This is a genomic window from Streptomyces sp. NPDC002889 (assembly GCF_042888425.1).
Lineage (GTDB): Bacteria > Actinomycetota > Actinomycetes > Streptomycetales > Streptomycetaceae > Streptomyces.
In genome coordinates this window covers 132,031-155,528 of record NZ_JBIAPT010000003.1, presented here as the reverse complement: position 1 = coordinate 155,528, position 23,498 = coordinate 132,031, and the positions used below count along the sequence as shown (strand labels likewise).

Annotated in this window: 19 protein-coding genes; 15 read left to right on the top strand and 4 right to left on the bottom strand. The window is 69.8% G+C overall.

Annotated features, from left to right (window positions below; all coding sequences use genetic code 11):
- Window positions 1-125: 125 nt before the first annotated feature.
- Both ACFYWI_RS05710 and ACFYWI_RS05705 read left to right on the top strand, forming a co-directional pair.
- On the top strand, window positions 126-1,139 hold the full coding sequence (locus tag ACFYWI_RS05710; protein ID WP_389225623.1) for a TerC family protein: 1,014 nt from the start codon (window positions 126-128) through the stop codon (window positions 1,137-1,139).
- Between the two features lie 424 nt (window positions 1,140-1,563).
- Window positions 1,564-2,280, top strand: coding sequence for an alpha/beta hydrolase (locus ACFYWI_RS05705; RefSeq protein ID WP_389225620.1), 717 nt, complete (start codon window positions 1,564-1,566; stop codon window positions 2,278-2,280).
- Between the two features lie 27 nt (window positions 2,281-2,307).
- Here ACFYWI_RS05705 and ACFYWI_RS05700 read toward each other — a convergent pair whose 3' ends face one another.
- The gene (locus tag ACFYWI_RS05700) at window positions 2,308-2,964 is read right to left on the bottom strand and encodes an MBL fold metallo-hydrolase (RefSeq protein ID WP_389225617.1); all 657 of its coding nucleotides are present in this window, start codon (window positions 2,962-2,964) and stop codon (window positions 2,308-2,310) included.
- A 9-nt stretch (window positions 2,965-2,973) separates the two neighbouring features.
- The gene (locus ACFYWI_RS05695; protein ID WP_389225614.1) at window positions 2,974-3,663 is read right to left on the bottom strand and encodes a maleylpyruvate isomerase family mycothiol-dependent enzyme; all 690 of its coding nucleotides are present in this window, start codon (window positions 3,661-3,663) and stop codon (window positions 2,974-2,976) included.
- Between the two features lie 194 nt (window positions 3,664-3,857).
- Here ACFYWI_RS05695 and uvrA point away from each other — a divergent pair, with 194 nt between their 5' ends.
- Complete coding sequence (uvrA, locus tag ACFYWI_RS05690) at window positions 3,858-6,854, top strand: excinuclease ABC subunit UvrA (protein ID WP_389225611.1); 2,997 nt, start codon at window positions 3,858-3,860, stop codon at window positions 6,852-6,854.
- 186 nt (window positions 6,855-7,040) lie between these two features.
- Here uvrA and ACFYWI_RS05685 read toward each other — a convergent pair whose 3' ends face one another.
- Window positions 7,041-7,946, bottom strand: coding sequence for a carbohydrate kinase (locus ACFYWI_RS05685; RefSeq protein WP_389225607.1), 906 nt, complete (start codon window positions 7,944-7,946; stop codon window positions 7,041-7,043).
- 184 nt (window positions 7,947-8,130) lie between these two features.
- Between ACFYWI_RS05685 and ACFYWI_RS05680 the strand changes: the two genes are divergently transcribed.
- Window positions 8,131-8,559: a Rieske (2Fe-2S) protein gene (locus ACFYWI_RS05680; RefSeq protein WP_389225604.1), complete on the top strand. Its 429-nt coding sequence runs from the start codon at window positions 8,131-8,133 to the stop codon at window positions 8,557-8,559.
- Between the two features lie 94 nt (window positions 8,560-8,653).
- Here ACFYWI_RS05680 and ACFYWI_RS05675 read toward each other — a convergent pair whose 3' ends face one another.
- Window positions 8,654-9,586 carry a hypothetical protein gene (locus ACFYWI_RS05675; RefSeq protein WP_389225601.1) on the bottom strand — a complete coding sequence of 311 codons (933 nt, stop codon included), beginning with the start codon at window positions 9,584-9,586 and terminating at the stop codon, window positions 8,654-8,656.
- Window positions 9,587-9,839: 253 nt separating this feature from the next.
- Between ACFYWI_RS05675 and uvrC the strand changes: the two genes are divergently transcribed.
- From uvrC to ACFYWI_RS05620, 11 genes are all read left to right on the top strand, one after another.
- Window positions 9,840-11,819: an excinuclease ABC subunit UvrC gene (gene uvrC, locus ACFYWI_RS05670; protein ID WP_389225598.1), complete on the top strand. Its 1,980-nt coding sequence runs from the start codon at window positions 9,840-9,842 to the stop codon at window positions 11,817-11,819.
- Window positions 11,816-12,757, top strand: coding sequence for an RNase adapter RapZ (gene rapZ / locus ACFYWI_RS05665; RefSeq protein WP_389225595.1), 942 nt, complete (start codon window positions 11,816-11,818; stop codon window positions 12,755-12,757). The genes uvrC and rapZ overlap by 4 nt, the downstream gene beginning before the upstream one ends.
- The gene (gene yvcK, locus ACFYWI_RS05660) at window positions 12,754-13,815 is read left to right on the top strand and encodes a uridine diphosphate-N-acetylglucosamine-binding protein YvcK (RefSeq protein WP_389225593.1); all 1,062 of its coding nucleotides are present in this window, start codon (window positions 12,754-12,756) and stop codon (window positions 13,813-13,815) included. The genes rapZ and yvcK overlap by 4 nt, the downstream gene beginning before the upstream one ends.
- Entirely contained in the window at window positions 13,806-14,795 is a 990-nt protein-coding gene (whiA, locus tag ACFYWI_RS05655) for a DNA-binding protein WhiA (RefSeq protein WP_389225590.1), read from the top strand. The genes yvcK and whiA overlap by 10 nt, the downstream gene beginning before the upstream one ends.
- Before the next feature lie 156 nt (window positions 14,796-14,951).
- The gene (locus ACFYWI_RS05650) at window positions 14,952-17,900 is read left to right on the top strand and encodes a M14 family zinc carboxypeptidase (RefSeq protein ID WP_389225587.1); all 2,949 of its coding nucleotides are present in this window, start codon (window positions 14,952-14,954) and stop codon (window positions 17,898-17,900) included.
- Window positions 17,901-18,120: 220 nt separating this feature from the next.
- Window positions 18,121-19,125: a type I glyceraldehyde-3-phosphate dehydrogenase gene (gene gap / locus ACFYWI_RS05645; RefSeq protein WP_389225584.1), complete on the top strand. Its 1,005-nt coding sequence runs from the start codon at window positions 18,121-18,123 to the stop codon at window positions 19,123-19,125.
- 117 nt (window positions 19,126-19,242) lie between these two features.
- On the top strand, window positions 19,243-20,454 hold the full coding sequence (locus ACFYWI_RS05640; RefSeq protein WP_389225581.1) for a phosphoglycerate kinase: 1,212 nt from the start codon (window positions 19,243-19,245) through the stop codon (window positions 20,452-20,454).
- Window positions 20,455-20,461: 7 nt separating this feature from the next.
- On the top strand, window positions 20,462-21,238 hold the full coding sequence (tpiA, locus tag ACFYWI_RS05635; RefSeq protein ID WP_389225578.1) for a triose-phosphate isomerase: 777 nt from the start codon (window positions 20,462-20,464) through the stop codon (window positions 21,236-21,238).
- A 161-nt stretch (window positions 21,239-21,399) separates the two neighbouring features.
- Entirely contained in the window at window positions 21,400-21,636 is a 237-nt protein-coding gene (gene secG / locus ACFYWI_RS05630) for a preprotein translocase subunit SecG (RefSeq protein WP_389225575.1), read from the top strand.
- A 135-nt stretch (window positions 21,637-21,771) separates the two neighbouring features.
- Window positions 21,772-22,107, top strand: coding sequence for an RNA polymerase-binding protein RbpA (locus tag ACFYWI_RS05625; protein ID WP_003976875.1), 336 nt, complete (start codon window positions 21,772-21,774; stop codon window positions 22,105-22,107).
- Window positions 22,108-22,231: 124 nt separating this feature from the next.
- A complete protein-coding gene (locus ACFYWI_RS05620; protein ID WP_389225572.1) occupies window positions 22,232-23,443 on the top strand; it encodes an MFS transporter in 1,212 nt (403 codons plus the stop codon).
- Window positions 23,444-23,498 lie beyond the last annotated feature (55 nt).

Below are 23,498 nucleotides of genomic sequence, written 5' to 3'. Positions count from 1 at the left end.
GTCAGTACGGACGACAGAGAAGTCCCGGGGCGTCGGCCCGTGGTGCGGCTGTGCGGCTGCCCGGGTGGAAGAGACCTCCGGCAGCGGCGACGCTGATCCAGTAGCCGTACGACGCCGGAGGCGCAGTGGACGTTTCATGGACCCTGTGGGTACTGACCATTCTCGGTCTGAGTGCCCTGATCGCGGTCGACTTCTTCATCGGGCGCAAGCCGCATGACGTGTCGATGAAGGAAGCCGGTATCTGGTCCGTCGTCTGGATCGTGCTGGCCGCGCTCTTCGGCCTCGGCCTGCTGTTCTTCGGCGAGAGCCAGGCATCGGGCGAATTCTTCGCGGGCTTCATCACCGAGAAGTCGCTGAGCGTCGACAACCTCTTCGTCTTCGTCCTGATCATGGCGAAGTTCGCGGTGCCCTCCCACCTCCAGCAGCGGGTGCTGCTGATCGGCGTGCTGATCGCCCTCGTTCTGCGTGCGATCTTCATCGCCGCGGGCGCCGCGGTCCTCGCCAACTTCTCCTGGGTCTTCTACATCTTCGGCGCGTTCCTCATCTACACCGCCTGGAAGCTCATCCAGGACGCGCGCTCGGACGACGAGGAGGAGGAGTTCGAGGAGAACAGGCTCCTCAAGTCCGTCGAGAAGAGGTTCGGCGTCGCCGACCGGTACCACGGCACCAAACTCTTCATCCGCAGCAACGGCAAGCGCGTCATGACTCCGTTGATGGTGGTCATGCTCGCGATCGGCACCACCGATGTGCTCTTCGCGCTGGACTCCATTCCGGCGATCTTCGGCCTGACCCAGGACCCGTACATCGTCTTCACCGCCAACGCCTTCGCGCTCATGGGGCTGCGGCAGCTGTACTTCCTCATCGGCGGACTGCTCAAGAAGCTGGTCCACCTCAGCTACGGCCTGTCGGTGATTCTCGGATTCATCGGAGTGAAGCTCGTGCTGCACGCTCTGCACGAGAGCGGGGTGCACGTCCCCGAGATCTCCATCCCGTTCTCGCTGGCGTTCATCTGCGGCGTGCTGGTCATCACGACGATCACCAGCCTGATCGCCTCCAGGAAGCAGGCCGATCGGGAAGCGGCCGAGCAGGCCCGCAAGGCCGCCGGGGTGGCCGAGGGGAAGGACAGCGTCGGCGCCTGACCGGGCGTCATGGCAGAGCATGCCCGACCGGCGGGTGCGCAACGGCAGGTCCGTTGCGCACCCGACGGTGCGTTTTGCGCCATGGTTCCGTGAACGACTCCGTGGACCGCCGACGCCGACAGCGCGGTGTCGGCGTCGATGGCCCAAGAACACCACCTGCCGACGAACACCGCTTCGGGTTCTCCCGCCGGGACTGCCGTCCGGCAGCGGCAGTACGGGCGTCCCCTCGCCGCCGTCGACCGACGGCCCCCTCGCGCACCGACGGAGCGGACTCCTCCTCCGACCGGGCGCGGGGCATCCCCCGCGGCGCATATCGGGCGCCCTGCACCGGGACCGGCCAAGCGGCCTCCCGCACCGTCTACCGTTGCGTCCGTACCACGCAGCACCCACAGCCCCCACCCGAGCGAGGACGGCACCCCTACGCATGAGTCGGCAACATCCCGGGCCCGCCGCCCCCGCCCTGCACATCGACCGGACCGCCCAGCCGCCGCGCGCCGCGATCCTGCTGCTGCACGGCGGCCGCGCCGACGCCGTCGAGCCGCCCTCGGCCCTGAACCTGCCCGGTGTGCGGATGCGCCCCTTCGCACGGGCCATCACCCGCGCCACGGCAGGCCACGACATCGTCATCGGCCGGGTCCGCTACGGTCACCGGGGCTGGAACGGCGAACGTGCCGACGCCGGCCGTGACGCGCTGCGCGCCCTGGACGAACTGGCCCTGGTGACCGGTCCCGTGCCCACACTCCTGGTCGGCCACTCGATGGGTGGCAGGGCCGCCCTGCATGCCGCGGGTCATCCGCTGGTGACCGGCGCGGTGGGGCTCGCACCCTGGTGTCCCGCCGAGGAACCGGTGGAGCATCTGACGGGCCGGCGCCTCGTGCTGCTGCACGGCGACCGGGACCGGGTGACCGACCCTCGCGAGACCTGGGCGTTCGCCGCCCGGGCACGTACCGTCGGCGCCGAGGTGTGCGCGCTGCGGATGTCCGGCGGTGATCACGCCATGCTGCGTCGCGCCGCCCAGTGGCACACGATCACCACCCAGGTGGTGACGGGACTGCTGGGGTTGGGGCCGCTGCCGCCGACGGTGGCGAAGAGCTTCGCCGCACAGGCCGGGGCGGGAGTCACGGACGCCGCGGGCGGCTGAGACCGCGGCGTCCGTCCGGGCTGTTGCCTACCAGCCGCGTTCGCGCCACTGCGGCAGATGCGGGCGCTCCTCGCCCAGCGTGGTGTCCTTGCCGTGGCCCGGGTAGACCCAGGTCTCGTCCGGAAGCACGTCGAAGAGCTTCTTCTCGACCCCGTCGATGAGGCTGGCGAAGGCCTCCGCGTCCTTACGGGTGTTGCCGACGCCGCCGGGGAACAGGCAGTCGCCGGTGAAGACATGCGGGTGACCGTGGGGGTCGTCGTAGACGAGCGCGATCGACCCCGGGGTGTGGCCGACCAGATGACGGGCGGTCAGTTCGACCCGCCCCACCGTGATCGTGTCCCCGTCCTCGACCGGGACATCGGTCGGAACGGGGATCCCCTCGGCGTCGTAACGCCCGGCGTACGTACGCGCACCCGTCGCCCGGACCACCTCGGCAAGCGCCTGCCAGTGGTCGGCGTGCCGGTGCGTGGTGACCACGGATGCGATGGAGTCGTCGCCGATGAGCCGCAGCAGCGTTTCGGGCTCGGCCGCCGCATCGATCAGCAGCTGCTCACCGGTGGCCCGGCAGCGCAGCAGATAGGCGTTGTTGTCCATCGGTCCGACCGCGACCTTGGAGACCATCAGGTCCGTCAGTTCGTGTACGTCCGCAGCGCCGCCGACCTTCACCACTCCGCTGTACGTCATGGGCTCAGCCTATAGCGGGGGCAGCGCGGGCAACGGGCCTCCCGTGACCTCCAGAGCCGAGCCGTCGCGGCGGCCGGCGAGCCAGCCGAGGAGCTCGGACGCTGTGCCCGTGACCACGACCGCCGCGCCGTCGGCGCCGCCTCCCGTGGTCCAGAACTGCCCGTCGTCGGTGGCCAGGCCGGTCGAGGGGACGTCCTTGTGCCCGCCGAACCGCTCGGCGAGGAAGTCGATCTCGCGCTCGGTGAACTCCTTCGGCAGGTCCTCCAGCTCGTAGCCGATGTCCAGGTCCACGTGGTGCAGCTCGACCTCGACGAGGCGGCGGAAGGGGATGCGGGCCGCCGCGTCCTTAACGCCGTTGCGGAGCTCGACCGTCCGTGACCAGTCGGCGGCCTCGGCGCCGGCCGCCTGGAAGCGGGCGGCGGACTCGCGTACGTCGGAGAGCTGGTCGGCGAGGGGCCGGGGGGCGTCGCGCTCGATGTCGGCGTCGCGGGCCTCGGCGCTCTCGTACATCGGGCGCCCCCCGAGAATATTGACGACGGCGTCAGCGTTACGGGCTAGGTGGGCAAGGACATGGCCTCGGCTCCAGCCCGGCAGCCGTGACGGTCCGCCGATGGCGGCGTTGTCCAGTCGGGCGGCTGCGGAGAGCAGTCGGTCGGTGGCTTCGCGTACGGTTTCAAGGTCGCGCTGGGGATCGATCATGGCGCCGAGGTTAGCTTCGCCACTCGATCGGGTGAAGGTGGCAGCGCACATCCGCAATTCGAATGTGCGTGCTATACGCTCGGTGGAGGCATCCTTGAAAGTCAGACACTCATCGTCTGGCGGCCCCCCATAGGCAGGAACTGTCCGGGACGGGGGCTGTGCCCCCGCTTCTCTGAAGAAAGGTGCGGACCGGCGTGGCCGACCGTCTCATCGTTCGTGGCGCTCGAGAGCACAATCTGAAAAACATCTCGCTCGACCTCCCCCGCGACTCGCTCATCGTGTTCACGGGGCTCTCGGGGTCGGGCAAGTCCTCGCTCGCCTTCGACACGATCTTCGCCGAGGGTCAGCGCCGGTACGTCGAGTCCCTGTCCTCGTACGCCAGGCAGTTCCTGGGCCAGATGGACAAGCCCGACGTGGACTTCATCGAGGGTCTGTCCCCGGCTGTCTCCATCGACCAGAAGTCGACCTCGCGCAACCCGCGCTCGACGGTCGGCACCATCACCGAGGTCTACGACTACCTCCGTCTGCTGTTCGCCCGTATCGGCAAGCCGCACTGCCCCGAGTGCGCCCGGCCGATCTCGCGCCAGTCGCCGCAGGCCATCGTCGACAAGGTGCTCGAGCTGCCCGAGGGCAGCCGCTTCCAGGTGCTCTCACCGCTCGTGCGCGAGCGCAAGGGCGAGTTCGTCGACCTCTTCGCCGATCTGCAGACCAAGGGCTACAGCCGGGCGCGGGTCGACGGACAGACCGTCCAGCTCGCCGAGGCGCCGCGGCTGAAGAAGCAGGAGAAGCACACCATCGACGTGGTCGTCGACCGCCTCACCGTCAAGGACGGCGCCAAGCGCCGGCTGACCGACTCGGTCGAGACCGCCCTCGGCCTCTCTGGCGGCATGGTCGTGCTCGACTTCGTCGACCTCCCCGAGGACGATCCCGAGCGCGAGCGGATGTACTCGGAGCATCTGTACTGCCCGTACGACGACCTGTCCTTCGAGGAGCTGGAGCCGCGCTCCTTCTCCTTCAATTCGCCCTTCGGCGCCTGTCCCGACTGCACCGGCATCGGCACGCGGATGGAGGTGGACCCCGAGCTGATCGTCCCGGACGAGCAGAGGTCCCTCGACGAGGGCGCGATCCACCCCTGGTCGCACGGCCACACCAAGGAATACTTCGGGCGGCTGATCGGCGGGCTCGCCCAGGCGCTCGGGTTCAGTACCGACATGCCGTGGGCGGGACTGCCGCAGCGTGCCAAGAAGGCCCTGTTGCACGGGCACAAGACCCAGGTCGAGGTCCGCTACCGCAATCGGTACGGGCGGGAGCGTGCCTACACCACCCCGGCCTTCGAAGGGGCCGTGCAGTTCGTCAAGCGGCGGCACTCCGAGGCCGAGAGCGACTCCAGCAGGGAGCGCTTCGAGGGCTATATGCGCGAGGTGCCCTGCCCGACCTGTCAGGGCACCCGGCTGAAGCCGATCGTGCTCGCGGTCACCGTGATGGAGAGGTCCATCGCCGATGTCGCCGCAATGTCGATCAGCGAATGCGCGGACTTCCTCGGCCGCCTCAAGCTCAACGCCCGCGACAAGAAGATCGCCGAGCGCGTGCTCAAGGAGGTCAACGAGCGCCTGAGGTTCCTGGTCGACGTAGGCCTGGACTATCTCTCGCTGAACCGTGCGGCCGGCACCCTCTCCGGAGGCGAGGCACAGCGCATCCGGCTCGCCACCCAGATCGGCTCCGGCCTGGTCGGTGTGCTGTACGTGCTCGACGAGCCGTCCATCGGCCTGCACCAGCGCGACAACCACCGGCTCATCGAGACCCTCGTGCGACTGCGTGACATGGGCAACACGCTCATCGTCGTCGAGCACGACGAGGACACCATCAAGGTCGCCGACTGGGTCGTCGACATCGGCCCCGGCGCGGGTGAGCACGGCGGCAAGGTCGTCCATTCCGGGCCCCTGAAGCAGTTGCTGACCAACAAGGAGTCGTTGACCGGGCAGTACCTGTCCGGCAAGAAGGCGATCCCGACGCCGGACCTCCGCAGGCCCGTGGACCCCTCGCGGCAGCTCACCGTCCACGGCGCCCGTGAGAACAACCTGCGGGACATCGACGTGTCCTTCCCGCTCGGTGTGCTCACCGCGGTCACCGGTGTCTCCGGCTCCGGAAAGTCGACGCTGGTCAACGACATCCTCTACACCCACCTGGCGCGCGAGCTCAACGGCGCCAAGTCGGTGCCGGGCCGCCACACCCGGGTCGACGGCGACGACCTCGTCGACAAGGTGGTCCACGTCGACCAGTCGCCCATCGGCCGTACGCCCCGGTCCAACCCCGCGACGTACACCGGAGTCTTCGATCATGTCCGCAAGCTGTTCGCGGAGACGATGGAGGCCAAGGTCCGCGGCTATATGCCCGGCCGGTTCTCCTTCAACGTCAAGGGCGGCCGCTGTGAGAACTGCTCCGGCGACGGCACCATCAAGATCGAGATGAACTTCCTGCCGGACGTGTACGTCCCCTGCGAGGTCTGCCACGGGGCGCGCTACAACCGGGAGACCCTGGAGGTCCACTACAAGGGCAAGTCCATCGCAGAGGTGCTGGACATGCCGATCGAGGAGGCGCTGCACTTCTTCGAGGCCGTGCCGACGATCTCCCGCCATCTGCGGACGCTCAACGAAGTGGGGCTCGGCTATGTCAGGCTCGGCCAGTCCGCGCCGACGCTGTCCGGCGGTGAGGCCCAGCGGGTGAAGCTGGCCTCGGAGCTCCAGAAGCGCTCCACGGGCCGTACGGTCTACGTCCTGGACGAGCCGACCACCGGTCTGCACTTCGAGGACATCAGCAAGCTGATCACGGTGCTGTCCAACCTGGTCGACAAGGGCAACACGGTGATCGTGATCGAGCACAACCTGGACGTCATCAAGACGGCGGACTGGGTCGTGGACATGGGCCCGGAGGGCGGCAGCGGCGGTGGCCTGGTCATCGCCGAAGGCAGCCCCGAGCAGGTCGCGGGCGTCCCGGCCAGCCACACCGGCAAGTTCCTCCGGGACATCCTGGACACGGACCGCATCAGTGACTCGGTCGCGGTCCCCGCGGCCCGGAAGCCGGTGAAGAAGGCCGCGGCCAAGAAGACGGTCGCGGCGAACGCGACGGCGTCGAAGAAGACGGCGACGGCCCGCGCGGGGACGGCCCGCACGACGAGGGCCCGCAAGGCCTGACCGGCGGGTCGGCCCGGCCCTGCTTCTCGTACGCCCGTGCGCACCATGGGACTCCCGCGGCGCGCACGGGCGCTCGGCATCCTCGGCCGGTTGGCGGTCCTGGTCCGCCGGCCGACCGGCGAGCAGGCCGGCGCCTCGCAGCGGACGGGCATCGCTCTCCCACGCCGGCAGGATCCGGACCGGGCGTTAAGCCAGCTCCGCCGCGTACGGCGGTTCCGCTCCCGTACGGGAGCAGGTCACGGCCGCCGCGCGGGCGGCGAAGTCCAGGACCTGGGTCCAGGCCGCCGCGTCCAGTGATGACAGGGCGGCCGGGGACAGGGCGTCCCGCGCCGCGAGGCCGTACAGCAGGGCCGCGTTCACCGTGTCGCCCGCGCCTATCGTGTCCGCGACCGTCACCGGGGTCGCCGGGACCGAGACCTCCAGGCCGGCCCGCGTCCGTACGGTCAGTCCGGCGCCGCCCCGCGTCAGCACCACCGCGGCCGGTCCGTCGGGAACGCCGCCGAGCCAGGTGGCGTCGTCCTCGGACAGCTTCAGCAGCGACACATACGGCAGCCAGCCCGTGAACCGCGCCCGATAGGCCTCCGGGTCCTGGATCAGACCGGCCCTGATGTTCGGGTCGAGCAGGGTGAAGACCCCACGCCCGGCCTCCCGCCGCAGCAGCGCCTCGTACGCGCTCGCGCCCGGCTCCAGCACCAGCGAACAGGTGCCGAGTGCCAGCGCCCGTGCCGAGTCCGGCAGTGCGTCCGGCAACTGGAAGAGACGATCCGCGCTGCCCTGCGCGTAGAAGCCGTACCCGGCGGAGCCGTCCGAGCCGATCGCGGCGACCGCCAGCGTTGTCGGCTCCGGGCCGCGCTGTACCAGGGAGGTATCGACGCCCACCGCACGCAGCCCGGCCAGCAGCGCCTCGCCGAAGCCGTCCGTGGAGACCCGCGAGCAGAAGGCGACATCCGCACCCAGCCTGCCCAGCGCGAGCGCCGTGTTGTACGGGCCCCCGCCCCGGCGCGGCAGCAGCAACGCCAGCGGCGCGCCCCCCTCGGGGACCGCCCCCTGCGGGACCAGGTCGATCAAGGATTCTCCGGCGACGACGAACACGGCCCGAAAGTAACCCATGGCCTGGTGAGGTGTAACCCACGGCCCCGGGGGCGAAGGGGAGCCCGCCCGGAGGGCCGCCGATCTCCGCCGGTATCGTCAGATCTGTCACCGACACGTGCACGCGACACGCACCCCGACGCACCGCGACACGCACCGCCCCCGACGCCTGAACCGTGGAGTTTCCATGCCCGGCCAGCCAGCCGCCCGCCGTACCGTGCTGAAAGGCGCCGCGCTCGCCGGGGCCGCCGGTCTGGGCGTGGCGGCCTGCTCCACCGAGTCCAAGGTGGGTCACGCCCGGATCCCCACCCCGACCGCGCCCGTGGACCTCGGCGCGGCCGACGCCGTCCCGGTCGGCGGGGCCAGGCTCTACCGCGAACAGCGCCTGGTCGTGAGCTGCCCGGCCAAGGGCCGGTACAAGGCGTTCAGCGCGCAGTGCACCCACGCCGGCTGCGTGCTCGACAAGATCGAGGGCAACGAGGGCAACTGCCCCTGCCACGGCAGCCGCTTCGATGTGACGACTGGCAAGGCACTCAAGGGCCCGGCGACCGTGCCGCTGCCCGAGGTGCCGATCAAGGCGGAGGGCGGCAGGCTCGTGGCGGGCCCGGATGCGTAGGACCGGCCCGGATGCTTGAAGCCGCCGGCCGGGATGCGTGAGGCGGCCGAGATCGCATGGGGCCAGGGCACCACCTGAGGGCCGGTCCGGAGCGTCAGTCCCAGTCCCAGTCGATCCCGACAATCCCCGGCCGCACCCCCTGCTCCACCAGATGCACCGTGCGATGCCGCCCGCTGAGTGTCAGATCCGTACGGGCACCCCGCGGCACACCCGTGGTCGCCCGGGCGAACCGCCGGCAGCGCGCGGGCAGCGCCTCCTCGTCGAAACGCACCTGCAGTACGTACTGCCCGCCGGCGAAGCCGAAGCCGCGTACGTACTCGGTGCTCGGCCCACCGGTCCCGTCCTCGAAGCCGTAGCCGAAGACGTACGTCTCACCCGCGCGCAGCCGGGTGTCGAACAGCAGCTCCGCGATCACCACCCCGGTCTCCCCGTGCCACCGGACTCGTCCCGTACGGCAGTTCTCCAGCGCGTTCACCTCCACCCGCGCCGGATCACAGCCGGGATCGCCGTGGTGAACGGCCAGGTAGCGGTCGACACCGTCCCGGTGGGCGCGCACCACATGATGTGACTGCCGCCCGACCAGCTCGCGCCGGGGCCCTATCCGCACCCGCTCCTGGTGCCCGACCGTGTGCAGCCCGTCGTCCGCCGGTGACTGAAGATCGGCGAGCAGCGCCTCCGCCGCGCCCGACGCCTGGACCAGTGCGCGGTACGAGCGTCCCGCGGGACGCTCGTCCTCGGCGCGGGTGTGCTCCTCGCCGGCGCAGAGCAGCCTGATCAGGGAGTCCCCCGGCAGCTCCAGCACCTCCTCCAGCGCCCGCACCGCCCGCAGCGACTCGGGCCGCTGCGGGCGGCGTGCGCCCTGCTGCCAGTAACTGAGGCTGGTCACGCCGACCTTGATCCCGCGATGGGCGAGATGGTGCTGGACGCGCTGGAGCGGCAGCCCGCGCACCGCGAGGGCGGCGCGCAGCGCCAGATGGAACGGGCCGGTGTTCAGCACCTGCGCCAGATCGGCTTCGGTGTGGCCCATGGATTCCTCCGGGGACTTTCGGGGTTCGGTGAAGGTTCACGACGTCAAACCGGCCGCTGTGGGTGGGCGGCAGCGGCGCTCCGGGTGGGGCGGGACGGAGGTGTTCACATCCGGACCACACCGTTCACAGCGCCGCGTTACCCCGCATTGAAGCGTGTTGACCTGCCGCCGACAAGGACTGTGCTCGCCGCACTGTCCGGATGGGCTCCTGGACATGACCGCTCTGTCACCGCCCGACAGTAGGGTGGGCGGCATGGCAGACCCCTCCAGCTATCGCCCCAAGCCGGGAGAGATCCCCGACTCTCCGGGGGTCTACAGATTCCGTGACGAGCACCGCCGGGTGATCTACGTCGGGAAGGCCAAAAGCCTGCGCCAGCGCGTTGCCAGCTACTTCCAGGACCTGGCCAATCTTCACCCGCGCACCCGCACCATGGTCACCACTGCCGCGTCGGTCGAGTGGACCGTCGTCTCCACCGAGGTCGAGGCGCTGCAGCTGGAGTACTCCTGGATCAAGGAGTTCGATCCCCGGTTCAACGTCAAGTACCGGGACGACAAGAGTTACCCGTATCTCGCGGTGACCCTGAACGAGGAGTTCCCGAGGGTCCAGGTCATGCGCGGCGCCAAGCGCAAGGGTGTGCGCTACTTCGGTCCCTACGGCCACGCGTGGGCGATCCGCGAGACCGTCGACCTGATGCTCCGCGTCTTCCCCGTACGCACCTGCTCGGCAGGGGTGTTCAGGAACCATGTGCAAAAGGGCCGGCCCTGTCTGCTCGGCTACATCGGCAAGTGCTCCGCGCCCTGTGTCGGCCGCGTGACTCCCGAGGAACACCGCGAACTGGCCGAGGAGTTCTGCGACTTCATGGCCGGCCGCACCGGCACGTACATCCGTAGGCTCGAGAAGCAGATGATGGCGGCCGCCGAGGAGATGGAGTTCGAGAAGGCGGCCCGGCTGCGTGACGACATAGGGGCGCTCAAGCGGGCCCTCGAGAAGAACGCGGTGGTTCTCGCCGACGCCACCGACGCCGATCTGATCGCTCTCGCCGAGGACGAGCTGGAAGCCGCGGTGCAGATCTTCCACGTCCGCGGGGGCCGGGTGCGCGGCCAGCGCGGATGGGTCACCGACAAGGTCGAGAACGTCGACACCGCGGGCCTGGTCGAGCACGCCCTGCAGCAGCTGTACGGCGAGGAGAGCGGCGACGCCGTCCCCAAGGAGGTCCTCGTCCCGGCGCTGCCCGAGGACACGGACGCCGTCACCCAGTGGCTGAGCGGGCGCCGCGGGGCGAACGTGTCCCTGCGCATTCCGCAGCGCGGCGACAAGAAGGACCTGATGGAGACGGTCCAGCGCAACGCCCTGCAGGCGCTCGCGCTGCACAAGACCAAGCGCGCCAGCGATCTGACCACCCGCTCCCGTGCCCTGGAGGAGATCGCCGAGGCGCTCGGCCTGGACTCTGCTCCGCTGCGCATCGAGTGCTTCGACATCTCCCATCTCCAGGGCGAGGACGTCGTGGCGTCCATGGTCGTCTTCGAGGACGGTCTGGCCCGCAAGAGCGAGTACCGCCGCTTCCAGATCAAGGGCTTCGAGGGGCAGGACGACGTCCGGTCCATGCACGAGGTGGTCACCCGCCGCTTCAAGCGCTATCTGGCCGAGAAGGACAGGACGGGGGAGTGGATCGGCGACGATGTCCCGGACGAAGCGCCTGACGACGGCAGGCCCAGGAAATTCGCCTACCCGCCCCAGCTCGTCGTCGTCGACGGCGGGGCGCCGCAGGTCGCGGCCGCCCAGCGGGCCCTGGACGAGCTCGGCATCGACGACGTCGCCGTCTGTGGTCTGGCCAAGCGCCTGGAGGAGGTGTGGCTGCCGCACGACGCCGACCCCGTCGTGCTGCCCCGCTCCAGCGAAGGGCTGTACCTCCTCCAGCGGGTCCGTGACACAGCTCACGATTTCGCCATCCGCTATCAGCGCTCCAAGCGCACCACGCGCATCCGGACCGGTCCGCTGGATGCGGTCGCAGGGCTCGGGCAGGCCCGGAAACAGGCTCTGATCAAGCATTTCGGCTCGGTGAAGCGCTTGCGGCAGGCGACAATCGAGCAGATCTGCGAGGTGCCCGGCATGGGCCGCAAGACCGCGGAGTCCGTGGTGGCGGCCCTGGCGCAGGCGGCTCCGGCCGCCCCTGCCGTGAATACGGCAACTGGAGAGATCATTGAAGAGAACGACGGGGGCAGCGCGACATGACTGAGCACGATGGAGACGGAGCAGCAGACGTGAGTACGGGCAACGCAACCGAGCCCGGCGAGGCCGCGGCGGACGCCGCCATCCCCGAGCTGGTGATCATCTCCGGAATGTCGGGTGCCGGACGCAGTACGGCGGCGAAGTGCCTGGAGGACCTCGGCTGGTTCGTCGTGGACAACCTGCCGCCCGCGCTGATCCCCACCATGGTGGAGCTCGGCGCCCGCTCGCAGGGCAACGTCGCGCGGATCGCCGTCGTCGTCGACGTGCGCGGCCGGCGGTTCTTCGACAACCTCCGCGAATCCCTGGCCGACCTCGACGCCAAGCAGGTCACCCGGCGGATCGTGTTCCTCGAATCGTCCGACGACGCCCTGGTGCGCCGTTTCGAGTCGGTCCGCCGCCCGCACCCGCTCCAGGGCGACGGCCGGATCGTCGACGGCATCGCCGCCGAGCGCGATCTGCTGCGTGAGCTGCGGGGCGACGCCGACCTGGTGATCGACACCTCCAGCCTGAACGTGCACGAGCTGCGCGCCAAGATGGACGCCCAGTTCGCGGGCGACGAGGAGCCCGAGCTGCGGGCCACCGTGATGTCGTTCGGGTTCAAGTACGGCCTGCCCGTCGACGCGGACCTCGTCGTCGACATGCGCTTCCTGCCGAACCCGCACTGGGTGCCGGAGCTGCGCCCCTTCACGGGCCTCAACGAAGAGGTCTCGAACTATGTCTTCAACCAGCCCGGCGCGAAGGAGTTCCTGGACAGCTACACCGAGCTGCTCCAGCTGATCGCGGCGGGCTACCGGCGCGAGGGCAAGCGGTACGTCACGATCGCCGTCGGCTGCACCGGCGGCAAGCACCGCTCCGTCGCGACCTCCGAGAAGCTGGCGGCCCGGCTCACGGGCGCCGGGGTCGAGACCGTCGTGGTCCACCGGGACATGGGGCGCGAGTGACCGGACGCAACCTCCGTCTGCGGCGGCTGCGCAGATCCACCCACGTGCTGTCGTCGCGCAAGCGCGGCGCACAGCCCAAGGTGGTCGCCCTGGGCGGCGGCATGGGCCTGTCGGCCTCGCTCGCGGCCCTGCGCCGCATCACCGGCGACCTCACCGCGGTCGTCACCGTCGCCGACGACGGCGGCTCCAGCGGGCGACTGCGCGAGGAACTGGGTGTACTGCCGCCCGGCGACCTGCGCAAGGCGCTCGCGGCGCTGTGCGGCGACGACGACTGGGGCCAGACCTGGGCCCGGGTCATCCAGCACCGCTTCCAGTCCAAGGGCGACCTGCATGAACACGCGGTCGGCAATCTGCTGATCGTGGCCCTGTGGGAGCAGTTCGGCGATCATGTCCAGGCCCTGGACCTGGTCGGCAAGCTGCTGGGCGCGCATGGCCGGGTGCTGCCCATGTCGGCGGTGCCGCTGGAGCTCCAGGCGCTGGTACGGGGGCACGATCCGGCGCGCCCGGACGATGTGGACACGGTCCGCGGCCAGGCCACCGTCGCGCTCACCCCGGGCGAGGTGCAGTCCGTGCATCTCGTCCCGAACGACCCGCCGGCCGTGCCCGAGGCCGTCGAGGCGGTCCTGGACGCCGACTGGGTGGTTCTCGGCCCCGGCTCCTGGTTCTCCTCGGTGATCCCGCATCTGCTGGTGCCGGAGTTGCTCGACGCGCTGGTCGCGACCAAGGCGCGCCGGGTCCTCTCCCTCAACCTCGCGCCTCAGCCGGGAGAAACAGATGGCTTCTCCCCGCAGCGTCATTTGGAGGTTTTGGGGCGACACGCCCCTAAACTCGCCCTGGACGTGGTGCTGGCCGATGAGGCCGCGGTGCCCGACCGAGAGTCCCTCGCCGTGGCGGCCAGTCGGCTGGGCGCCACGGTCGAGCTGGCTCCAGTGGCCTCGCCCGGGAGCCCCTCCCAGGGCGAAGCCTCTGGCGGAGCTTCGAAGCACGACCCGGAGCTGCTGGCCGCCGCGTACGACCGTATTTTTCGGATGCATGGAAGGATCGGCCCATGGCGATGACGGCTGCGGTGAAGGACGAAATTTCCCGGCTCCCCGTCACCCGGACCTGCTGCAGAAAGGCGGAGGTCTCGTCGATCCTGCGGTTCGCGGGCGGGCTGCACCTGGTGAGCGGGCGCATTGTGATCGAGGCGGAGCTGGACACCGGGATCGCGGCGCGCCGGCTCAAGCGCGACATCCTGGAGATCTTCGGGCACAGCTCAGAGCTGATGGTGATGGCTCCCGGCGGGCTTCGCCGTGGCTCGCGCTTCGTCGTTCGGGTGGTGGCGGGCGGTGACCAGCTGGCCCGCCAGACCGGTCTGGTCGACGGCCGCGGCCGTCCGATCCGCGGGCTGCCGCCGCAGGTCGTCTCCGGCGCCACCTGTGACGCGGAGGCTGCCTGGCGCGGCGCGTTCCTGGCCCACGGCTCGCTGACCGAGCCCGGCCGCTCCTCCTCGCTCGAGGTCACCTGCCCCGGCCCGGAGGCCGCCCTCGCCCTGGTGGGTGCCGCCCGCAGGCTCTCCATCGCCGCCAAGGCGCGCGAGGTGCGGGGCGTGGACCGGGTGGTCGTACGCGACGGTGACGCGATCGGTGCGCTGCTGACCCGGCTGGGCGCCCATGAGTCGGTGCTGGCCTGGGAGGAGCGCCGGATGCGGCGCGAGGTGCGGGCCACCGCCAACCGCCTCGCCAACTTCGACGACGCCAATCTGCGCCGTTCGGCCCGGGCCGCGGTCGCCGCGGGCGCGCGGGTCCAGCGTGCCCTGGAGATCCTCGGCGAGGAGGTGCCCGAGCACCTCGCCGCCGCGGGCCGGCTGCGTATGGAGCACAAGCAGGCCTCCCTGGAGGAACTGGGCGCGCTCGCCGACCCGCCGCTGACCAAGGACGCGGTCGCGGGCCGTATCCGCCGGCTGCTGGCCATGGCCGACAAGCGGGCCCAGGACCTCGGTATTCCGGGTACTGAGTCCAACCTGTCCGAGGAGCTGGCGGACGGTCTCGTCGGCTGAGTCCGACCGGCATGCAGCTCAACAGCTTTGCTGCCGACGCCTGTTGAGGCGTCGGCAGCCGTGTTTCCGGCCTGTTCGACCCTATTGACATGATCATGGAGAGTCATGAGCCTGGCGCTTGTTCACTTTCGTGGCAGACAACAGCAAGGGGGGCTGATGAGACGCAGAGCGAGATCGATCCTCGCTGCGGCTTCACTGCTGATTGCCGGACTCTCGGCGGCGCCGATCGCGCAGGCCGAGCCCGGTGGCGGCAACGGTGAAGAACTCTCCGTATGGCATGCGAAAGTCACCAGGGCACAGGTGCCGCTGATCCTCGCGGCAGGTGCCGACGGCCATGAGCTGACCGAACAGGTGCCCGCCAAGGGAACCGCCACCGTCGAGCTCTATCTGACGAAGCGACAGGCCGGTGAGCTGCGTGAGCAGGGCGTCGGCATCACGGAGCACTCCGTCCCCGCCGCGGCCGAACGGCGCGCCGCCGCGGCGGGTGACGGTGTCTTCCGCCCGTACAGCGGCGAAGGCGGCCTCAAGAGCGAGATCCTCGCCACCGCCAAGGCCAACCCCGCCCTCACCAAGGTCGTCAGCATCGGCAGGACGGTCAAGGGCCAGGACATCCTGGCGCTCAAGATCTCCAAGGGCGCCAAGAAGCAAAAGGACGGCTCCAGACCGGCCACGCTGTACATGTCCAACCAGCACGCCCGTGAGTGGATCACCCCGGAGATGACCCGGCGGCTGATGCACCACTACCTGGCGGGCTACGGCAAGGACCCGCAGATCACCAGGATCGTGGACTCCACCGAGCTGTGGTTCGTGCTCTCCGCCAACCCCGACGGCTACGACTACACCTTCACCGGCACCGCCCAGCGGCAGTGGCGCAAGAACCTGCGTGACAACAACGGCGACGGCACCGTCGCCGTCGGCGACGGCGTCGACCTCAACCGCAACTTCACCTACAAGTGGGGCTACGACAACGAGGGTTCGTCGCCCGATCCGTTCGACGAGACCTATCGCGGCACCGGCCCGGCGTCCGAGCCCGAGACCAAGGCCATCGACGCCTTCCAGAAGCGCATCGGGTTCGCCTACGGAATCAACTACCACTCCGCGGCCGAACTGCTGCTCTACGGCGTCGGCTGGCAGGTCGCCACCCCTACACCGGACGACGTGCTGTACGAGTCACTGGCGGGCACGCCGGCCAACTCGGCGATCCCCGGCTACCGGCCCCAGGTCTCCTCCGAGCTCTACACCACCAACGGCGAGGCCGACGGCCACGCGGCCAACGTCAACGGGATGATGATGTACACCCCGGAGATGTCGACCTGCGCCACCGTTTCCCGGATCGACCCCGACGATCCCTGGAACGCGGCCGACTGCGCATCCGTCTTCACGTTCCCCGACGACGAGAAGCTGATCCAGCAGGAGTTCGCCAAGAACATCCCGTTCGCGCTCTCCGTCGCCGAGACCGCCGCCCACCCCGACCAGCCGTCCTCCGTGCTGGGCCTCGAGGCCGCGGACTTCACCCCCGACCCCTTCACCCTCTCCTACGCCCGTGACGGCGACCAGGAGGTGTCCGTCACCGCCCGCAGATCGGTGCGCGACAAGGAGCTCAGGTACCGCGTCAACGGCGGGCCCGTCCACGACCAGGCGCTCAGGCCGTGGAAGGGGGGCGAGAGATTCGGCGGCGACGACAACATCCGCTTCGACGAGTACCGCGCCAAGGTGCAGGACGGTGACGTCGGCGACAAGATCGAGGTCTGGTTCACCGGTGAGACCAAGGCCGGAAAGCCCACTGCCAGCGAGCACTTCACGTACACGATCGCCGAACGTCCGCGTGGTGACACGCTGGTGATCGCCGAGGAGGGCGGCACCGAACCGGCCCGGCACACAGCTGTGTACACGAAGGCACTGGCCGACAACAAGCGGCGCAGTGCCGTCTGGGACGTCGCCACCCAGGGCGCCCCGCATCCGCTCGGTGTGCTCGGCCACTTCACATCCGTCGTCTGGTACACAGGCGCGGCAGCCCCCTCCTGGCCCACCACCCAGGCCGTACGCGCCTATCTCAACGAGGGCGGCAAGCTGGTCACCGCGGGTGAGCGCGCCGGCGGCAACGCCAATCTCGGCGGTGCGCTGAGCGACGACTTCGCCCAGTACTACCTCGGCGCCTCGGGACGTGCCTCGCTCGCCGGGGTCACGGGCTTCCTGGGCACCGGACGCCTGGCCGGCCGCTCCGGAGCACTGGCCGGCGCGCCCGGCAACCCACTGGACGCCGCGGGCGCGTACACGATCACCTCGGACACACTGCCGCCCTCGCAGTTCCCGCAGTTCCGCAGCACGGCCGCGGGCGGCTATCCGGGCGTGCGGATGCCCTTCTCGCCGTACGAGGGCGACTGGTACGCGGCAGCCACCCACCTCAACGGGTCCTGGATGCGGCTGTCCCGCACGATCGACCTCAGCGGCACGGCCACGGCCGACAAGCCCGCGCTCGCGATGGCCCTGAGCTTCAACACCGAGCCCGGCTACGACAACGCGGTCCTCGAGGTGCATACGGTCGGCCAGGACGACTGGACGACCCTGCCGGACACCGGCGGCGGCACCAGCACCACGGTGCCGACCCAGTGCGACGGGGGCTTCTACGTCAATCAGCATCCGTTCCTGCGGCATTACCTCACCGTCGGTGCGGACGGCTGCACGGCGAGCGGCACCACCGGCAGCTGGAACTCCTTCACCGGAGCCTCCAACGGCTGGCGGGCCACCTCGTTCGATCTGAGCGCCTACGCGGGCAAGCAGATCGAGGTCTCCCTGTCGTACATCACCGACCCCGGCGACGGCGGCCGCGGCGTCTTCGTCGACGACACCATGCTGGTGACCGGGGGTGGCGAGCAGGTCACCGACGGCTTCGAGGCCTCGCTCGGCCCGTGGGCGGCGGCCGGCCCCGCGCAGGGCAGCCCGGCCCTGCGCGGCAACTGGGAGCGCAGCCAGGACCTGTATCCGTCCGCGGCAGCGATCACCACGGGTGACAGCGTGCTGCTCGGTTTCGGCCTGGAGCATGTGCCGGCGGCTGCCGACCGCCGGCGGATCGTCGCCGGAGCCCTGAGCGCCCTGAAGCCCTAGCGTCCGCACATCCCGCCAGGTCCGGGGCCGGACCAGGCCCCGGACCCCGGCGTACGACGCGGCGGCTTGCACCTACTGACGGGTACAAGCCGCCGCGGCGTGCACGGGCCCTCTCGATGTCACTCCGGGGCTTCTTGGGGGGTAGGGTCATAGGCGGTCGGGGACATCCCATACAGCTCGCCGGCGTCGAAACCCGGCGTACCAACGAGGAGATCGGTTCGTGACGATCCGCGTAGGCATCAACGGCTTTGGCCGCATCGGTCGTAACTACTTCCGCGCGCTGCTGGAGCAGGGTGCAGACATCGAGATCGTGGCTGTCAACGACCTGGGTGACACTGCGACCACGGCGCACTTGCTGAAGTACGACACCATCCTGGGCCGCCTCAAGGCAGAGGTGAGCCACACCGCCGACACCATCACGGTCGACGGTCACACCATCAAGGTGCTCTCCGAGCGCAACCCCGCCGACATCCCGTGGGGTGAGCTGGGCGTCGACATCGTCATCGAGTCGACCGGCATCTTCACCAAGAAGGCCGACGCCGAGAAGCACATCGCCGGCGGCGCCAAGAAGGTCCTCATCTCGGCTCCGGCCAAGGACGAGGACATCACCATCGTGATGGGCGTCAACCAGGAGAAGTACGACGCGGCCAACCACCACGTCATCTCCAACGCCTCCTGCACCACCAACTGTGTGGCGCCGATGGCCAAGGTTCTGGACGAGAACTTCGGCATCGTCAAGGGCATGATGACCACGGTCCACGCGTACACGAACGACCAGCGCATCCTGGACTTCCCGCACTCCGACCTGCGTCGCGCCCGCGCCGCCGCGGAGAACATCATCCCGACCTCGACGGGTGCCGCCAAGGCCACCGCCCTGGTCCTTCCGCAGCTCAAGGGCAAGCTGGACGGCATCGCGATGCGCGTCCCGGTCCCGACCGGCTCGGTCACCGACCTGGTCCTGGAGCTCGACCGCGAGGTCACCAAGGACGAGATCAACACCGCGTTCCAGAAGGCCGCGGAGGGCCAGCTCCAGGGCATCCTGGACTACACCGAGGACCCGATCGTCTCCTCGGACATCGTGAACTGGCCGGCCTCCTGCACCTTCGACTCCGGCCTGACCATGGTCCAGGGCAAGCAGGTCAAGGTCGTCGGCTGGTACGACAACGAGTGGGGCTACTCCAACCGTCTCGTGGACCTCACGGTCTTCGTCGGCGGTCAGCTCTGATCTGCACCGTCTGATCTGCAACGAGAGCACCACGATGTGAGCGACAGGGCTTGGGCAGCGCAATGCGGCGCCGTTCGAGCCCTGTCGCATGTCCAGCCCTCCGAGGAGCCGTAATTCATGAAGACGATCGACCAACTCCTGGCCGACGGGGTCGCGGGCAAGCGGGTATTCGTCCGCGCCGACCTCAATGTGCCGCTCGACGGCACCACCATCACCGACGACGGCCGCATCCGCGCGGTGCTGCCGACCGTCACCAAGCTTGCGGAGGCGGGGGCGCGTGTCGTCGTCGCCTCGCACCTGGGACGCCCCAAGGGGGCCCCGGACCCCGCGTTCTCGCTCGCCCCGGCCGCCGCGCGGCTCGGTGAACTGCTCGGCACCGATGTCGCCTTCGCGACCGACACGGTCGGCGAGTCCGCGACCTCCGTCGTCGCGTCTCTCGCCGACGGGCAGGTCGCCGTCCTCGAGAACCTCCGCTTCAACCCCGGCGAGACGTCCAAGGACGACGCCGAGCGCGGCGCCTTCGCCGACCAGCTCGCCGCCCTCGCCGATCTGTACGTCGGCGACGGCTTCGGCGCCGTGCATCGCAAGCACGCCTCCGTGTACGACCTCCCGGCCCGCCTGCCGCACGCTGCCGGCTACCTCATCCAGGCCGAGGTCGCTGTGCTGAAGAAGCTCACGGAGGACGTCACACGTCCGTACGTGGTCGTCCTCGGCGGCGCCAAGGTCTCCGACAAGCTCGCCGTCATCGACGCGCTGCTCTCCAAGGCCGACCGGCTGCTGATCGGCGGCGGCATGGCGTACACGTTCCTCAAGGCCAAGGGCTACGAGGTCGGCATCTCCCTCCTCCAGGAGGACCAGATCCCGACCGTGACCGAGTACATGGAGCGCGCCGAGAAGAACGGCGTCGAGCTCGTGCTGCCGGTCGACATCCTGGCCTCGGGCGAGTTCCCGGACCTGAAGACCAAGGCCCCGGCCGAATTCGTCATCGTCGATGCGGACGCCATCCCCGCCGACATGGAGGGCCTGGACATCGGCCCGAGGACGCGTGAGCTGTACGCTTCGAAGGTCGCCGATGCCGAGACCGTCTTCTGGAACGGTCCGCTGGGCGTCTTCGAGCACCCCGACTACGCCGGCGGCACCCGCGCGATCGCCCAGGCGCTCGTCGACAGCTCCGCCTTCACCGTCGTCGGCGGTGGCGACTCGGCCGCCGCCGTGCGCACGCTCGGTTTCGACGAGAACGCATTCGGCCATATTTCGACCGGTGGCGGCGCCAGCCTCGAGTACCTCGAGGGCAAGACGCTTCCCGGCCTCGCCGCACTGGAGGACTGATCCCCTGATGAGCACCCGTACCCCGCTGATGGCGGGCAACTGGAAGATGAACCTCAACCACCTCGAGGCCATCGCGCACGTCCAGAAGCTCGCGTTCGCCCTCACGGACAAGGACTACGACGCCGCCGAGGTCGCCGTACTGCCGCCGTTCACCGCCCTGCGGTCAGTCCAGACCCTGGTCGACGCCGACAAGCTCAAGATCAAGTACGGCGCCCAGGACCTCTCGGCGCACGACTCCGGTGCCTACACCGGCGAGATCTCGGGCTCCATGCTGTCCAAGCTGAACTGCACCTACGTGGCCGTGGGCCACTCCGAGCGCCGTCAGTACCACGCCGAGACGGACGAGATCTGCAACGCCAAGGTGAAGGCCGCCTTCCGGCACGGCCTGACCCCGATCCTGTGCGTCGGCGAGGGCCTGGAGATCCGCAAGGCGGGCGACCAGGTTCCGTACACGCTCGCCCAGATCGACGGCGGCCTGAAGGACATCCCGGCCGAGCAGGCCGAGTCCATCGTCATCGCCTATGAGCCGGTGTGGGCCATCGGCACCGGCGAGGTCGCCACGCCCGAGGACGCCCAGGAGGTCTGCGGGGCGATCCGCGGTCGCCTCGCCGAGCTGTACTCGCAGGAGCTGGCCGACAAGGTCCGCATCCAGTACGGCGGCTCGGTGAAGGCCGGGAACATCGCCGCGATCATGTCGCAGCCCGATGTGGACGGCGCGCTGGTGGGCGGTGCGTCGCTGGACGCGGACGAGTTCGTCAAGATCGTCCGGTTCCGCGACCAGTAAGAGGCGCCGGCGTGGTCCCCTGCTCCCGCCTGCGGCGAGCAGGGGGACCGAACCCGGGACGTGGGTCGTCGGAATGGGCCTTCACGTCGTAGTCTTGCGGGGGCCGAGCTCACCGAGCCGGCCCCCGTCGTCCATATCAGTCCTAGGAAGTTGGTCCAGCCGTGGTTTTGGGGTTCTCGATCGCCCTGATCGTCTTCAGTTCGCTGCTGATGCTGCTGGTGCTGATGCACAAGGGCAAGGGCGGCGGTCTCTCCGACATGTTCGGTGGCGGAATGCAGTCCTCCGTCGGCGGCTCCTCGGTCGCCGAGCGCAACCTCGACCGCATCACCGTCGTGGTCGGTCTGCTGTGGTTCGCGTGCATTGTCGTACTTGGTCTGCTGATGAAGCTCGACAGCTGACCTGGAGTCTTTCCCGTCCCGAGCTTGGTGTAACTCCAATCACTGGACGAGCGTTGGGCCTTACGTAGACTGGGGCACTCGCGGCGCAGCCGCTGTGAGACGCTGTGCAGCACCATCACGCAGGGAGTTACGACCGTGGCAAGTGGCAACGCGATCCGGGGAAGCCGGGTCGGAGCGGGGCCGATGGGCGAGGCTGAGCGAGGCGAGTCCGCGCCGCGCCTGCGCATCTCCTTCTGGTGCTCGAACGGGCACGAGACGCAGCCGAGCTTCGCCAGTGACGCACAGGTCCCGGAGACGTGGGACTGCCCGCGCTGCGGGTTCCCGGCCGGTCAGGACCGGGACAACCCCCCGGACCCGCCGCGCACCGAGCCGTACAAGACGCACCTCGCCTATGTACGGGAGCGGCGCAGCGACGCGGACGGCGAAGCGATCCTCGCCGAGGCGCTCGCCAAACTGCGGGGCGAGATCTAGAGCTTGAGGTCCGGTCGACACCTGAGGGTGACGGCCGGACTTTCGCGTTGGCGCCCGGCCGGCCCCCGGCCGTTGTCGGTGGCACCCCGTACGGTCTGCATCATCGGACCGGAAGGGGGGCCTTGTGGCGGCCACCGAAGTGGCACGGACAGGAACTCCCGCGTGGCGCGGGGGATTCGGCCGGCTGTGGACGGCCGCGGTGGTGTCCCGGTTCGGCGACGCGCTGCGGACCGCCGCGCTGCCGCTGCTCGCCGCCGCGCTGACCGACGACCCAATGCTGATCGCCTCCGTGACCGCGTTCGGCTATCTGCCCTGGCTGCTGTTCGGGCTGCTCGGCGGCGCGGTGGCCGACCGGGTGGACCAGCGGCGGGCGATGTGGGCCGTCGATCTGCTCAGGGGCGCCCTGATGGCCGCCTTCGCACTGGCCGTATGGCTGGACAGCGCGTCGATCGCCCTGCTGCTCGGCCTCGCCTTCGCGCTCACCACCTTCCAGACCCTCTTCGACAACGCCGCCACGGCCCTGCTGCCGTCCCTGGTTCCCGAGGGATCCCTGGGCAGCGCCAACGCCCGGCTGATGACCGCACAGCAGATCGCGGGCGGCTTCCTGGCCGCCCCGGCGGTTCCTGTGCTGCTGGTCGCCGGCGCCGCCGTGCCGTACGCGGCGGACGCGGCGACCTATGTGCTGGCCGCGGCCCTGATCGCCTCCCTGCGGGCGGCCGCGCCCGAGCAGGCGCCCCGAGCGGGCGGCAGCACCCTGCGCGGCGAGATCGCCGAAGGCCTGCGCCATCTGTGGCGGGACCGTGCACTGCGGGGGCTCTGCACGGCCACCACGCTGTGCAACATCGGCATGGGGGCACTCATCGCCACGCTCGTGGTGCACGTGACGGTCTGGCTGGATGCGGGGCACGCCGGGTACGCGGCGGTGATCACCGCCTTCGGGGCGGGCAGTGTCGCAGGCGGGCTGCTGGCCCGCAGGCTGTCCGAGAGGTTCGGGCGAATACGGAGCGTCTTCGCCGCCGGGGTCGTACAGACCGGATGCCTGGTCGCGATGGGATCCGTGCGCGCGCTGTGGGCGACCATCGCCGCGATGGCGGTGTTCGCCGTCATGGGCATGGTGTGGAACGTCAACCAGACCACGCTGACGCAGGAGCGCAGCCCGGCGGCGATGCTCGGCCGCATCAGCTCCGCGTTTCGCACCCTCGCGGTGGCCGGGGCTCCGCTCGGCGCCCTCGCGGGCGGTGCGGCGGCCGCCGCCTGGGGAGCGAACACCCCCGCCCTGCTCGCCGCGGGGCTCTTCGTCCCGGCTGTCGCCTCACTGACCGGGCTGATCAATTAGGTTTGGAACCGCAGCGGGGCATGCAGGTACGAGAAGAAGTGGGCTGATGTCCGAG

What these genes read in the sequence shown, in the direction of transcription:
- ACFYWI_RS05680 (WP_389225604.1), top strand. Translation starts at nt 8,131, where the DNA reads ATGCCCGGCCAGCCAGCCGCCCGCCGTACCGTGCTGAAAGGCGCCGCG.
- ACFYWI_RS05705 (WP_389225620.1), top strand. Translation starts at nt 1,564, where the DNA reads ATGAGTCGGCAACATCCCGGGCCCGCCGCCCCCGCCCTGCACATCGAC.
- rapZ (WP_389225595.1), top strand. Translation starts at nt 11,816, where the DNA reads ATGACTGAGCACGATGGAGACGGAGCAGCAGACGTGAGTACGGGCAAC.
- ACFYWI_RS05695 (WP_389225614.1), bottom strand. Translation starts at nt 3,663, where the DNA reads ATGATCGATCCCCAGCGCGACCTTGAAACCGTACGCGAAGCCACCGAC.
- ACFYWI_RS05650 (WP_389225587.1), top strand. Translation starts at nt 14,952, where the DNA reads ATGAGACGCAGAGCGAGATCGATCCTCGCTGCGGCTTCACTGCTGATT.
- uvrC (WP_389225598.1), top strand. Translation starts at nt 9,840, where the DNA reads ATGGCAGACCCCTCCAGCTATCGCCCCAAGCCGGGAGAGATCCCCGAC.
- whiA (WP_389225590.1), top strand. Translation starts at nt 13,806, where the DNA reads ATGGCGATGACGGCTGCGGTGAAGGACGAAATTTCCCGGCTCCCCGTC.
- ACFYWI_RS05640 (WP_389225581.1), top strand. Translation starts at nt 19,243, where the DNA reads ATGAAGACGATCGACCAACTCCTGGCCGACGGGGTCGCGGGCAAGCGG.
- ACFYWI_RS05700 (WP_389225617.1), bottom strand. Translation starts at nt 2,964, where the DNA reads ATGACGTACAGCGGAGTGGTGAAGGTCGGCGGCGCTGCGGACGTACAC.
- ACFYWI_RS05675 (WP_389225601.1), bottom strand. Translation starts at nt 9,586, where the DNA reads ATGGGCCACACCGAAGCCGATCTGGCGCAGGTGCTGAACACCGGCCCG.
- tpiA (WP_389225578.1), top strand. Translation starts at nt 20,462, where the DNA reads ATGAGCACCCGTACCCCGCTGATGGCGGGCAACTGGAAGATGAACCTC.